The sequence below is a fragment of the Mastigocoleus testarum BC008 genome (assembly GCF_001456025.1).
Lineage (GTDB): Bacteria > Cyanobacteriota > Cyanobacteriia > Cyanobacteriales > Nostocaceae > Mastigocoleus > Mastigocoleus testarum.
In genome coordinates, this window is sequence record NZ_LMTZ01000027.1 from 18189 (window position 1) to 30573 (window position 12385).

14 protein-coding genes are annotated in these 12385 nt (G+C 37.1%); 8 read left to right on the top strand and 6 right to left on the bottom strand.

Annotation, left to right across the window (positions count from 1 at the left end; all coding sequences use genetic code 11):
• Positions 1 to 56 precede the first annotated feature (56 nt).
• A complete protein-coding gene (locus BC008_RS06145) occupies positions 57 to 509 on the top strand; it encodes a nitrate reductase associated protein (protein WP_027846043.1) in 453 nt (150 codons plus the stop codon).
• A gap of 153 nt (positions 510 to 662) precedes the next feature.
• Positions 663 to 1271, top strand: coding sequence for a molybdenum cofactor guanylyltransferase (locus BC008_RS06150; protein ID WP_036267926.1), 609 nt, complete (start codon positions 663 to 665; stop codon positions 1269 to 1271).
• Positions 1272 to 1367: 96 nt separating this feature from the next.
• Here BC008_RS06150 and BC008_RS06155 read toward each other — a convergent pair whose 3' ends face one another.
• Entirely contained in the window at positions 1368 to 1691 is a 324-nt protein-coding gene (locus BC008_RS06155; protein WP_058183338.1) for a hypothetical protein, read from the bottom strand.
• Between the two features lie 453 nt (positions 1692 to 2144).
• Between BC008_RS06155 and BC008_RS45685 the strand changes: the two genes are divergently transcribed.
• Positions 2145 to 2996, top strand: coding sequence for a GUN4 domain-containing protein (locus BC008_RS45685; RefSeq protein ID WP_063800746.1), 852 nt, complete (start codon positions 2145 to 2147; stop codon positions 2994 to 2996).
• Positions 2997 to 3249: 253 nt separating this feature from the next.
• On the opposite strand, the gene BC008_RS06165 is transcribed toward BC008_RS45685, so the two are convergent.
• The gene (locus BC008_RS06165) at positions 3250 to 3873 is read right to left on the bottom strand and encodes a class I SAM-dependent methyltransferase (RefSeq protein ID WP_027846040.1); all 624 of its coding nucleotides are present in this window, start codon (positions 3871 to 3873) and stop codon (positions 3250 to 3252) included.
• Between the two features lie 94 nt (positions 3874 to 3967).
• On the opposite strand from BC008_RS06165, the gene hemH reads away from it, so the two are divergent.
• A complete protein-coding gene (gene hemH, locus BC008_RS06170; RefSeq protein WP_027846039.1) occupies positions 3968 to 5134 on the top strand; it encodes a ferrochelatase in 1167 nt (388 codons plus the stop codon).
• Between the two features lie 133 nt (positions 5135 to 5267).
• Here the strand turns inward: hemH and BC008_RS06175 are convergent, their stop codons facing one another.
• Positions 5268 to 5408, bottom strand: coding sequence for a ribbon-helix-helix protein, CopG family (locus BC008_RS06175; protein WP_036267929.1), 141 nt, complete (start codon positions 5406 to 5408; stop codon positions 5268 to 5270).
• Positions 5409 to 5540: 132 nt separating this feature from the next.
• Between BC008_RS06175 and BC008_RS06180 the strand changes: the two genes are divergently transcribed.
• On the top strand, positions 5541 to 5723 hold the full coding sequence (locus BC008_RS06180; protein ID WP_027846038.1) for a plasmid partition protein ParG: 183 nt from the start codon (positions 5541 to 5543) through the stop codon (positions 5721 to 5723).
• A 554-nt stretch (positions 5724 to 6277) separates the two neighbouring features.
• Here the strand turns inward: BC008_RS06180 and BC008_RS06185 are convergent.
• Entirely contained in the window at positions 6278 to 6901 is a 624-nt protein-coding gene (locus BC008_RS06185) for a class I SAM-dependent methyltransferase (RefSeq protein ID WP_027846037.1), read from the bottom strand.
• Between the two features lie 746 nt (positions 6902 to 7647).
• The gene (locus BC008_RS06190; RefSeq protein ID WP_027846485.1) at positions 7648 to 8502 is read right to left on the bottom strand and encodes a MerR family transcriptional regulator; all 855 of its coding nucleotides are present in this window, start codon (positions 8500 to 8502) and stop codon (positions 7648 to 7650) included.
• A gap of 220 nt (positions 8503 to 8722) precedes the next feature.
• Here BC008_RS06190 and BC008_RS06195 point away from each other — a divergent pair, with 220 nt between their 5' ends.
• Complete coding sequence (locus BC008_RS06195; protein WP_036268509.1) at positions 8723 to 9004, top strand: hypothetical protein; 282 nt, start codon at positions 8723 to 8725, stop codon at positions 9002 to 9004.
• Between the two features lie 327 nt (positions 9005 to 9331).
• Here the strand turns inward: BC008_RS06195 and BC008_RS06200 are convergent, their stop codons facing one another.
• On the bottom strand, positions 9332 to 9805 hold the full coding sequence (locus tag BC008_RS06200) for a DUF2656 domain-containing protein (RefSeq protein WP_027846486.1): 474 nt from the start codon (positions 9803 to 9805) through the stop codon (positions 9332 to 9334).
• 463 nt (positions 9806 to 10268) lie between these two features.
• Here BC008_RS06200 and BC008_RS06205 point away from each other — a divergent pair, with 463 nt between their 5' ends.
• Both BC008_RS06205 and BC008_RS06210 read left to right on the top strand, forming a co-directional pair.
• Positions 10269 to 11078, top strand: a complete 810-nt coding sequence (locus BC008_RS06205; protein WP_058183337.1) for a hypothetical protein — start codon at positions 10269 to 10271, stop codon at positions 11076 to 11078.
• Positions 11079 to 11222: 144 nt separating this feature from the next.
• Complete coding sequence (locus tag BC008_RS06210) at positions 11223 to 12257, top strand: BMP family protein (protein ID WP_027846488.1); 1035 nt, start codon at positions 11223 to 11225, stop codon at positions 12255 to 12257.
• The last annotated feature ends 128 nt before the right edge of the window (positions 12258 to 12385 follow it).

The following is a 12385-nucleotide window of genomic DNA, read 5'->3' on the forward strand; positions in this document are numbered from 1 at the left end:
ATTACCAATTACCAATTACCAATTACCAATTATCAATTACCCATTACCAATTACCAATGACCTTTTTCCAATTTGAAGCAGACTTTGTTGATACACTGCGTTGTATACCCATGCAGGTACGTTTAAAGCTTGATACTTGCGGTGTTAAACTCAAGCTATCTCACTGGCATCAACTTGATGATTACGAACGTAAAACTTTAGTAGAAATGCCTTGTAACACTACTCAAGAAAGTCAAGGTTACAGCGAATATTTGCAAGGCTTAATTGTAGAAAAAACAGGTCACAAAGCAGGGGAGCTAGAGATAGATCCTCATCCTGCTTGGACGAATGACCAAGAAATTCCCCCCACAACTGAAAATAAAGCGGCTGAATGTGGTGTAACTATTGGTGTTGAGCAGTGGAAAAATTTGACACCACTACAACGCTTTGCTTTAATTAAGCTGAGTCGTCCCAGTCATGAAAATAAGAATTTTTATCCCGCCCTAAAGGAATTCGGTTTAATCAATTAACAGTTAATGCGCTAGAGCGCACACTTTGCTAACAGTTTATGGCTAGCGCCACGCCCTTACGGGCTATAGTTAACAGTTGTCAGTCTGTAAGTTTTTTTTGCTTGTTGCTTTCCTAAACTTCTTCAGTCGTGCTTTTTAGTTGAAATAATTATTATGGCAGCTACATTCCACAAAGTTACAAATTTAGCTGCACTGATTTTAGCTGGCGGTCAAAGTTTCCGTATGGGTGAGGATAAAGCATTAATCAGCTACAATGACGTACCGATATTGCAACACGTTTATCAAGTCGCTGCAGCTTGTACTGAAAATGTCTATGTTTTAAGCCCTTGGAATGAACGCTATCAGCAAATTTTACCGCCCGAGTGCAAATATCTGATCGAATCCCAACCTGGAAGGGGACCTTTATTTGGTTTTGCGGAAGGTTTAAGTCAAATTCCTAATGATTGGATTTTATTGTTAGCTTGCGACTTACCTTTACTCAAGGTAGAAATTTTGCAAGGTTGGATAAATCAACTTTCAGAACTACCACTATCAATAGATGCTTTAGTACCTCAGCGCTCAGACATTTGGGAACCGATGTGTGCTTTTTATCGCCGAGAGGTGCTCGCGGAATTACAAGGTTTTTTACAAACAGGTGGGCGATCGTTTCAAAAATGGTTTTCTCATATTTGCGTACAACCTTTACCTGTCGATACACAAACCAATTTAATGCTATATAACTGCAATACTCCCTTGGATTTAGAAGAAATTACAAATAAGTAGCGACTCAATTCGTCCAAATCCTGAGGGAGTAAATATTTATTATTTAAACTTAATCAAAAACAATAACTACGAATAATCTAATATATTGTCTTTCACTCAGCTTATTTCTTCTAAGCGTTTTGAACAGGATTTAATCATTTGAACTAAAACATGTTTTTCATTTACAGAACCAATTAGCTGTTCAATTTCATTCTGAGTTTGTTTGATGTATTTAAGCGATCGCTCTGGATTCGATTTTTGAGATTTGAGATGACTTTGGTTTGCAGAAAGGATTTCGTTAAATGCTGCATCCAGCGCCCAATCTAGGGGTTTATCCATCTCTGAACTACAATTGCAATATGCGATCGCACGTTCTAGATGCATTTTTGCAGTGTGACAATGTTTCCGGGTTTGGCTATATAAATCTACTTTAGTGCTCATGAATATGAAAGTAATTGAAAACTGTAATTGAAAACTAATACTACATACAAGAAATCAAAGCTAACCGTATAGTATGGCCTGAGTACGCATCATAATCAAAATCAAAGTCAAAATCATATTGTGATAAGCCAAAGCATGCGCTAAGCGAACACAAATTTTTAGCAATGACCTTCGGTTTAGCTTCACCCCATAGCTAAAATATGTTGGAAAAACTTATTTAGAGTAACGCGTACTAGCAGCTTGTATTGTGGGTTAGTATCACACGAATAATAGAAAAAATAAAAGAAAAATTGATTCGATATAAGAATCTTGATTTATTTTTGATAGATCCAAAGGATGTTTTACATCCTCCTGAAATTTATAGAAAAATAATTATACTAGGATAATTACGTACAATATTTTGTACCACTAATATAAATTTCCTAAATATTTCCCATACTACGTTCAAAAACTATGCAGCTCAATGGTGGACAGCGTAAAAGTTTTCACAAATCGCTTTTAAGTGCATTTCCTTCCACATCGCAACTCAGACAGATGCTTAGCTTTGAGTTAAATAAAAATCTGGATGCGATCGCGACAGGAGAAAATCATTCAGACATAGTATTTGAGTTAATTAGATGGGCTGAAACGAAAGGAAAAGTACAAGATTTATTGCATGCTGCACGTTTTTCCAATCCTGGAAATTTAGAGTTACAAATTTTTGAGGAAAAAATTTGCAGTAAACCTAACTCACATTCTCGTACACTGGTATCTGTGAATAGTCTAGATTGGGGAATTAGTCAGCAAAAGCCATATTTAAAAAATTCAAACCAACTGAAAATAGAAGAAGATGACCTCAGTTCTGATCGAGGAATTAATTACAAACGACTACAGGATTTACTGAAAGCTGGAAAGTGGAAAGAAGCCGATCAAGAAACTCTTAAAGTGATGCTGAAAGCTGCTGACAGAGAAAAAGAATTTTGGTTAGATAGCGACTCGATCGAAAACTTTCCTGGAACAGATTTACGTAGCATCGATCAGCTTTGGGTAAAATATAGTTATGGACACTTTGGATTCAGTGTGCAAAAGCGGATTTGGGAAGAGGTTGGAAGAAACTACAAAAATTTAGGTGTTAGTGTAGGTTGGCGTCGAGGAATGTGGCTAGACAAAAAATGGCTTAATTACAACGAAAGCACATTCTTGCAAAATTCACCTCAGGCTTATCTACCGTTAGGTATATGGATGGGTAGGGGCTGGGAATTATGGGATGGGTGGTTTGATTCTTGCAAAAATGGGTTATTTCTTCTTTCACGCCAAGACTTGTAATAGAAATGTCAACTTTTACAGTTATATTACGGCCCCTTAGATACCCCAAAATTAGGTGGAGAATTTTAAGATTTTTATTATCTCAGATATGATTGCTGCTGCGCAAGACCTACAGCATGCGAGACTAGCAACGCACTTACACTTTATTTTTTATTACGCACTAACTGCGCAAAAATAAGCTTTTGGGATTACTTCCTAACGTCGTAATGACGTAAATCGATGCACATGCGTAAGTCCTGCTGATTTTGTTAAATCACTTTCTCGCTTGAATTACTTGCAAACTACCACCCGCATATAACTTCGGCTCTTCAACCTTGAATCCCACATTTCTAAGCAACTCAGGTAAATCGCTTTTTAACAACTTCCAAGCCGTTTCTGTTTCAAATAACCAAAAGAACACCCATAAACCGGGTACAAATAAGGGATTTGTCGGTTGATGAAAATCTACAACAGCAAATACACCTCCTGGTTGCAATATACGATATACTTCCTTGAGAATCTTTTGCAATTGTTCCGGCTGCATTTCGTGTAATGCTGCACTTGTGTGGACAAGATCGAATTTATTTTCGGCAAAAGGTATATTTTCTGCAAATGCTTCCACATAATTCGCTTGAGGAACATTTTCTTTTGCTCGTTGCAGGGAAAGAGGAGAAGCGTCTAATCCAGTCACATTTCTTGATATTTTAGTTAAGATTTGTGTGGCTTGACCGCTTCCACAGCATAAATCTAAAATTCTGCTATCTGAGTTAATTGTTAAGCCTTGCAAAGCTAGTTGACGAAACTTATTTTCTCCGCCAACACTCAAGGCTGCGATGCGGGAGATCCCATCATATAACCATTGGTAACGATAGCTTAATGTTCTTAAAAATGTAGCCACTGGTGCTTACCTTTCTGTTAACTTATATCTTTAATAAAGATATATTGTTAACATTAGTAAAAAAGCTGAAAAAATTTGGGGGATAAAAACTGCCATGGGTCGTGTAGGCGTATTATTACTAAACCTCGGTGGGCCAGATAAATTAGAAGATGTCGGGCCATTTTTGTACAATTTATTCTCCGATCCGGAGATTATCCGCCTACCGTTTCGGTGGTTGCAGAAACCCCTAGCTTGGTTTATCGCCACTCGACGAACTAAAACATCTCAGGAAAACTATCGTAAGATTGGTGGAGGTTCACCTCTACGTCAAATTACAGAAGCTCAAGGAGAAGCCCTTAGGGAGCAATTACAAGGCTCAGGGCTAGATGCTGAAATTTATATTGCTATGCGTTACTGGCATCCTTTTACAGAGGAAGCGATGGCCAGATTAATCGACGATGGTATTGAGCGTGTGGTAATTTTACCTCTTTATCCCCAGTTTTCAATCAGCACCAGCGGTTCTAGCTTCCGGCTTCTCGAGAAAATTTGGCAAGAAAATCCGAAACTTCAAGAAGTTGAATACACTGTTATTCCATCTTGGTATAAGGAGAAGGGCTATTTGGAAGCAATGGCTGAATTGATCGCTCAAGAACTCGATCAGTTACCCAATCCCGATAATGCTCATATTTTCTTTAGCGCCCATGGCGTTCCCAAAAGCTATGTAGAAGAAGCTGGGGACCCCTATCAACAAGAAATTGAGGAGTGCACTTATTTGATCATGCAAACCCTCAATCGGGCGAATGAATATACATTAGCTTATCAAAGTCGGGTAGGTCCTGTTGAATGGTTGCAACCTTATACCGAAGATGCAATTGAGGAGCTTGGGGAAAAGGGAATTAAAGATTTGGTGGTGGTACCAATTAGCTTCGTCTCGGAACATATTGAGACATTGGAAGAAATTGATATTGAGTACCGAGAAATCGCCGAAGATTGTGGAATTAGTAATTTCCGTCGCGTACCAGCCCTAAATACTCATCCAGTATTTGTGAAGGCGTTAGCAGATTTAACTGTTGATGCTTTGGAAAATCCCAGTCTGACCTTAGCACAAGTCAACCAGATGAAGAAAAAGGTCAAAATTTATCCCCCAGAGCGTTGGGAGTGGGGTATCACCACTTCTGCTGAGGTGTGGAATGGTCGGATTGCAATGATTGGTTTCATTGGTTTACTGATTGAACTTCTTACTGGTCACGGACTATTACATGCGATCGGGATTTTACAATAGGTCATTTGGGGAATTCCAAAAAAATATACAGCAGTAATTTAAAGGGCGCACCTCAAAAACGTGCGCCCTTACAGATCGTAAATTATCAGTTAATTTATCAAAAGCAGTTAACTTATCAAAAGTAGTTAACTTGTCAAAGCTTATCTCTAATCAGTTGACGCAGCACATCAGTCATTGGTCTTCCTGTCGCTGCACAATAATTTTCCAGCTTCCTGGCTTCCTGTGCTGCCAAATTTACAGTTAGTCGTTTGGCAACCCACTTCTTGTTAAACATTACACTAACCAAATCAAAACACTGCAAAATTATCATAAGTGCTTAATGCCGTATATGAGTAAATACTTTTATTTGTAGCGCCGTATACGTGTTATGGGATAATGTCTCGGATGAGATTTTACTTAAAAGGAGATGCCAGAAAACCCACAACTCAAGGATTTACGCGTTTATTTAGATGCCGACATCCACATGCGTCTTAAAATACTTTGTGTCAAAAAGAACCGTTCGATGAGTTCAGTCGTTGCTGAACTCGTCGAACAATGGATCGAAGAGACGGAGGAATTAGAAAGACAAAAGCGTCCTCCCAGAAGCTGAAAGGACGGCGAATAGAAAGATAATCTTTCCTGTATTTTAGATACAAATCCCCAGGTACTTGCTATTTGGGGATCGAATATACTTAAAAAACATATTAATAAGTAGGTGAGATATCTGACTCAGTGCTGAGTTTTCTTGCCAATACCCACCATAGTTGGTCAGTGACGGAAAATGTAAAGACTGTGTACTGCTTAGACTTTAGTTAAAGCTCTGGCTTTTGGCTTTTAGCTTAAACGGTAGAATTGCACCACAACTATTTTTTTGTTATTATTATTAGTTACGGCTATCAAAACGTATATGTATATTACATAGCAATAGCCAAAAAAATCCCGAGCCAGGGAAGCTCGGGAGTCACTTGTCTGAACTGAGATATGCTTTTAGCTTAGCGCAAAGGCTAGGCAATTTAACTTCAAAATGAAAATACTCTAAATCCAAATTCAAGTAAGGGTTTGGGGTATTTTTATTTATCGAAAATCCTCTCAGCAATGAAAAACATCATGAAGTAAAAAATTCTGATAGTGGTACGTGCAAGTAAAAATAATCCTACTCAGCCATTAATTAATCTTCTTTCCTATAATAAATACAGCTTTGTCTTTACTAGGTTGCCAATTATAGTTAATTGCAAAACCGTTATCGGTCAAACTTTCTTCTAATTCTTGTACCGTAAAAACCTTGACCAATGGCATCAAACCCAAAAATTTTCCAATTGGCGCGATAAACTTAAACGCATTCATAGTATCCCCAAGACATGTGGTGCTAGTGACGAAAAATCCACCTGGTTTGAGTATTTTATAAACCTTGGCGATGACCTGTTCTTTATTTTCCAGTAAGTGCAAAATGCTAAGCCCTAACACTACATCGAAGGTTCCATCAGGTACACTTAATTCATCAATACCCAATTGTTCAAACGTGATATTCGTGATGTTTTGCGCTTCAGCTTTACCTCGAGCAATTTCAATCATTTTTGATGAGATATCTATTGCGCGAATATGTTTAACATAAGGTGCGTGGATGATGGCGGTGGATCCTGTACCACAGCCAAACTCTAACACCTCCATATTTGGCTGAAGGTATTCCTGGGTGACCTGTAATTTCTTCTGGTAAGCTGCTTCATCAGCAATGGGTTGTTCCGAATAACGTTGTGCAATTTTGTCCCAAAATTTAGCTGAACGGTTCATTGTAATCTCCTATTATTTAATTGATCGACTAATTCATTTCTTTGAATATCTATTTATAGACATGATGTTAAAATCGCCACTTCTATTAATTTGGTGTGATTTTTTTGCTGTGATTGTCTTTGATTGTCTTGGATTCGATAATGTTAAAGGTTGTGTTTAAAGATTTAATCGATTGATACTTTCGGTTTATGCCATTTCCAGGCACACCAAACAATTAGTGATAGAGACAAAACTTCTATAGTTGCAAAAAATATATCATCCATATCCTTGGTATCAGTGATATNTTAGTAGTAGCGCTTTAGCGCGATAGACAAATATTGGCGCTAAAGCGCTACTACAAACATATTTTTTCATAAGTAATTAAGCGGACATAATATGAGTATGTCAAAAACGTAATACCTATTGCACCTATGATGATGTTTGCCCAGCGATTTAAGTTATATTTCAATACCTGAGACAAGAGAAGCATGGAAATTGGGAATCTCTATCATCAATCCCCCTAGCAATAATCCTTCCTCAGTTACTCGATTACCATTTACGATTCCTGTCATCATTTCCTCTAGAAGTCCTGGTCGTGAATATCCCGAAAAATAATGTTAAAGAGTACAAATATCCGTAATGTTGAAAGCAAAGCTTTTATATCCGTTCCAACGCTTTGTTTGTTTTGGTAAAACATTCTTATACTCCTGTCTTTTAAAGATATAGCTCAATTTCATTAGATTGCTGTTAGTATTTCTGTGCTATAGCTAGTTGATTGATAACAAGTCCAGTTCGACACTACGCTTGCGGACGGGAAACTGAATTTCTGTAACGAAGTCCGAATCACCTGGTTGTTTAGGTAGTTCTAAAAAGACCAATCGCACAGGACCAGCGAAGGTATACTGATTGGCTTCGACCCATTCACCGATAGCGTTGTACCCCAGCAGTTTTGCACAAGAGGCTGTAGGGGGAATGAAAGTAGCCATGGTTTCTTCTGGAAGCGATCGCTCTGCAAGGGTCATACCATCATAGGTAGTAAGGGGAGCATGGGAGGTTGTTTTGAGCAAGCGTCCAAGTTCGATATCAGTGCGGTCGCTGCTTACTCCATCCTCGTGCAGGACAATTGTCAGATCTCCATAGGTGGAATCATTCTCCCTAGGAAGAGCATCCATAACAGACCAAAATAAATTATCTCCCGACTCAGAAGTTGATAAGGCTTTGCGTATCCCAATCAACTTTTGTTGGGGAACTTGTTTTACTACCACATCACGCACATAGGTCGCTCGATCTTTAATTTGCTTCAAGCGCGATTCAATTGTGCGAATACGTTTGAGTTCGTCTAATACTTGTTGCTCTAGCTCGGCTTTTTTCATCATTAACATACCCTGAATTTCTTCTAAGGAGATATCATCTTTGATGAATCGCCGGATTTGATCCAAGGACAAACCCAATTCTTTGAGTGCGAGAATACGATTGAGTGTGGGTAATTGGCTTGCGCTATAGTAACGATGACCACTCGCAGGCTCAACTTTGATGGGTTGAAACAACCCAATTTCATTGTAGTAACGTAGTAAACGCTTGGATACTTGAGCGATCCGAGAAAATTCCCCAATGCTGTACATGATGTTTTTGTTTGATTTTTTCTAAATATTCATCACCATAGGGGATGCCGTAACGTCAAGATCAAGTGAAGATGAAAAAAATGTAGTGTTATTTTTTCAAAGCTTCTACGGGAGGAGAAAAATAAGCAGTTTTACTCTCCCTAATAATAATTTTAGCTATTCTGTTTTAGATTTATTATTTAGGTAGGACAACCAGCGATATTCTGAGGAAATATGTAAAATGCTCAGAAATAAGTTTTTTTCTCCGGGATTTTTGATTTTATTTGCGCTGGGTATTAGCGGTTGCTCTTCCTGGAGAACCGGAATATCAAGGAACGTATCTGACTGGTCTAATCGGGATGCTACGGTCACTTGCTATTCAGGAGGTAAGATAATTTTCGAAGGCGAATCTGATGGTAAAGTGTTTTCCGAACCAAATTCTGATGGATATATTTTGTTTGACAAGAAAAATAATGGCAAATTAACAGAAGTGTCCGGAGATTGCATTATTAGATACAAATGATTTGCAGTCTAAGATAGATTTACTAGAAAGTTATATTTTTGAGGAATTATCGTATGCTTGAGAGAAAATAGGAAAAATATCATTTTGTTTAGCAAACTGTACGTAGAGAACGGTAAGATATCGGAAATATTGTGGGCTAAGTATAAGAATCATTACCAATAAAATCATCTAAACTCATCCCACTCATAATATTTTCGGATTAGTACAGATCTCGTAACTGGTAAAGGTATCGTTGACTTTACTCTTGATCCCCTAATCGACACGAATATATATCAATTTAAACTTCCAAGAACTAAGCTGCTAAAAATTAATTAAAATTCTAACAATTCAAACTTCTAATTCAACTTTGAAAATTTTTTCAGGAGGTTTAGAAGCAGTTTTAACTTCCCAGTCAATTTCTTGGAGAAAATGCTCTGCTGAAGCTGTTTCCACAACGTCTACTCCCCATTCTCCGGGTTGAAGGGAAGTTGGAGAAGTGCTGAGGGGAGGAGTTGTCTTCAGTCCTCCCAATGCCAAAATACTTAATGGAGAAGAGTTAGGCTTTTTCTGAGTTTGACGCTTTTTCCCCAAAGCTTCAGCACAAAGTTCCCCAACTTCATGGGGCGATCGCTGATGTGGGTCAAACAAAACTTCTACCATCCAATGGGGGTTACTAATCCCAGAACAGCTAATATCACTATAAAACTTGAGTCCATTAACAAATGTACTGACAAACTCTTCTCGACTAAGTTGGGGTATGACTTCATCCAAAATATCAAAGTTGTGGGATAGTAGCATGCGCCCTTTCTGAGTTCCTATCATTGCAATTAAAATCCTCTTATTTGGTAGATACTAAACTCATTACTTTACCTGAAGTCGATTTATTAATGGAAGTTTTGGACAGAATACTTCAATTTCCAAGTGAAAAATGACTATACGAAGTAATTAAAAATAGCAACTTGCACATATTTCAAAAGGTTATGAATTTACTTTTATCTATAGGACATAAAACTTTTACTATGTGTAAAATGGGACTTACCCTGTATCCTCATTTAGGTTTGGGGGTATTATCCCCTTATTCAACCTTAGGATGTAATGCTTTCGCGGCTAGCAGGTAGACGAGATCTCTTCTGAAATTATTAGTCTTATGACCAATCACCTGCACATCACAAAGTATACACCTACAACCGTTAGGCTATCTCGATCCAATCTTAGGAGCGCCTCTTCCCTTTTAATAATAGTACTGGCTGTTATCCAATCGATACCTTTGTTGTTTGGTGGTTTTATGTTTTTTTCCAAGCCTATAACAGTACAAGCAAAGCTTGAATGCGATCGCAGTTCTCGTCAAAAAATAATTTGCGAACTCAGCCAATTACAAACAAATTATTTTCGCTCTGATAAAAGTGCAGTAAAAATTGAAAACCTTAAAGAAGCAAAATTAACAGCTTCTCTAACTAACTTAGAAAATGAAAATGTCAAAAGTCATGGGATTATCCTCATCCACCAAAATTTAAGTACTCCATTTCTAACCAATGATGATGTAGGTTTTTCATTAAATGAGACAAGCAAAAAAATCAATAGAATTAACGCTTTTATTGGTGACATTACACAACAATCTTTAGAAGTCGAACTAAAAAAAGAACCAACATTACTCAGAATTATTGGTCTTTTTGCGATTCTGCTAGTTATGATTTCGCTAACATTATTGGTTGTTAATTTAAGTGTTTCTTCCTATATTTTATTTGATAAATCTACTGGCAGAACTACTATAATTAATCGTAGAATCGGCAAGGAACAGAAAATCACATATCCTCTATCTAGAGTTGAACATCTTATCGAAGACAAAATTTCCAAAGATCGAATCAAAAAAATTCAAAAATTGGAAGTATTACAACCAACTGATAAAATTCTTTCCAGAAGTCAGACAGGTAAACAAAAAATGGGTAAACCCTATTTCTATATTGTGAGCCTGAAATTGAAATCGGGTCAATGCCTATTTTTATATGATTCTCCTTACTCTTGTGCTTATGAAGTAAATTTCATTAATAAATTTATCAACAGTCCGCAGAGTGAATTAAGATTAAACGACGATTAAGATATTTAAAGAGCGACCATAGTAATTTTATTGAGTAGTAATTTTATTGATTTGAAAATTAAATTAATTGTAAATTATTAAATACAATCTTCACTTAATACGTTAAAGTCTAGATTTATCTAGGGTTTATAAATCCAGATCGAAATGTCTAAATATATCAACAGACGTCAATTTTTGATTTATGGTGGAACTGCAGTAGGTACAAGTTTACTACTTAAAGCTTGTAATGGAAATTCTCCCACTGCATCCAACACAAATAACGCATATAAAATTGCGATCGCCCTTCCTGGACCTATTACGGATAAGACTTGGAACGAATCAGGTTATAAAGGTATACAGTTAGCAAAACAAAAATTAGGTGCAGAAGTAACGCACTTAGAGAAAGTATCCCAACCAGATCAAACGGAAGTACTTTCTGATTTTGCTCGTCGTAATTATAACTTGGTGTTTGCTCACGGGGGACAATTTGATGCTGCGATTCAGCAGGTCGCACCACAATTTCCTCAGACTTTTTTTGTTGGAGTAAACGGCGCAGTTTCTGGAGCTAACTTTGGTTCACTACGCATAGAACATTTACAAGCAAGTTATCTTTGTGGAATTATTGCCGCATTGATGACCAAGAATAATAAGATAGCTTATATTGGCGGGCAAAAATTTGCTGCGACTCAAGAAGAATTCCGTGGATTAGAATTAGGAGCAAAATCCATTAAGCCAGAGATACAAGTTACTTCTACTTTTACTGGCGATTGGAATGACGTAGCAAAAGCAAAAGAAGCAACTTTAGCGTTAATTTCTACTGGTGCAGATGTTATATATCAATGGCTAGATAATGCTTCTGCGACTGTTTTAAAAACTGCTAATGAAAGGGGTATTTATGCTTTTGGTAATACCAACGATCAATTAGATATAGCTCCCAAAGCAGTTTTAACTAGCGCGGTGAAAAGAATAGATTTAGCAATTGCTTATTTAGCAGAACTTGGGAAACAAAATTTACTTAAAGGCGAAGTTTATAGAATTGGTTTAGAAAAAGCAGAAATTTTAACTTTAGGGAAGTTTAGTAATACAGTTCCAGCAAATATTAAAGAACAAGTACTGGATATAAAATCAGCAATTATTGCCAATAAAATCAGCTTTAAGGAATGTCAAGAAAAAGGCGAAGATACTATTTGTGTTAATTAGCCATAATTAAGTAACAAGTAATAAGTAACAAGTAACAAGTAACAAGTAATAAATAATACAGCAGATTGCAGGTAAATGAGGTACACTAGCTCTGGTGCGTCAACGAGTAAAATGAAAGCTTACTCCAT

What these genes read in the sequence shown, in the direction of transcription:
- BC008_RS06155 (WP_058183338.1), bottom strand. Translation starts at nt 1,691, where the DNA reads ATGAGCACTAAAGTAGATTTATATAGCCAAACCCGGAAACATTGTCAC.
- BC008_RS06180 (WP_027846038.1), top strand. Translation starts at nt 5,541, where the DNA reads ATGCCAGAAAACCCACAACTCAAGGATTTACGCGTTTATTTAGATGCC.
- BC008_RS06175 (WP_036267929.1), bottom strand. Translation starts at nt 5,408, where the DNA reads ATGTTTAACAAGAAGTGGGTTGCCAAACGACTAACTGTAAATTTGGCA.
- BC008_RS06150 (WP_036267926.1), top strand. Translation starts at nt 663, where the DNA reads ATGGCAGCTACATTCCACAAAGTTACAAATTTAGCTGCACTGATTTTA.
- BC008_RS06190 (WP_027846485.1), bottom strand. Translation starts at nt 8,502, where the DNA reads ATGTACAGCATTGGGGAATTTTCTCGGATCGCTCAAGTATCCAAGCGT.
- BC008_RS06195 (WP_036268509.1), top strand. Translation starts at nt 8,723, where the DNA reads ATGCTCAGAAATAAGTTTTTTTCTCCGGGATTTTTGATTTTATTTGCG.
- BC008_RS06145 (WP_027846043.1), top strand. Translation starts at nt 57, where the DNA reads ATGACCTTTTTCCAATTTGAAGCAGACTTTGTTGATACACTGCGTTGT.
- hemH (WP_027846039.1), top strand. Translation starts at nt 3,968, where the DNA reads ATGGGTCGTGTAGGCGTATTATTACTAAACCTCGGTGGGCCAGATAAA.
- BC008_RS06210 (WP_027846488.1), top strand. Translation starts at nt 11,223, where the DNA reads ATGTCTAAATATATCAACAGACGTCAATTTTTGATTTATGGTGGAACT.
- BC008_RS45685 (WP_063800746.1), top strand. Translation starts at nt 2,145, where the DNA reads ATGCAGCTCAATGGTGGACAGCGTAAAAGTTTTCACAAATCGCTTTTA.
- BC008_RS06205 (WP_058183337.1), top strand. Translation starts at nt 10,269, where the DNA reads ATGTTTTTTTCCAAGCCTATAACAGTACAAGCAAAGCTTGAATGCGAT.
- BC008_RS06185 (WP_027846037.1), bottom strand. Translation starts at nt 6,901, where the DNA reads ATGAACCGTTCAGCTAAATTTTGGGACAAAATTGCACAACGTTATTCG.
- BC008_RS06200 (WP_027846486.1), bottom strand. Translation starts at nt 9,805, where the DNA reads ATGATAGGAACTCAGAAAGGGCGCATGCTACTATCCCACAACTTTGAT.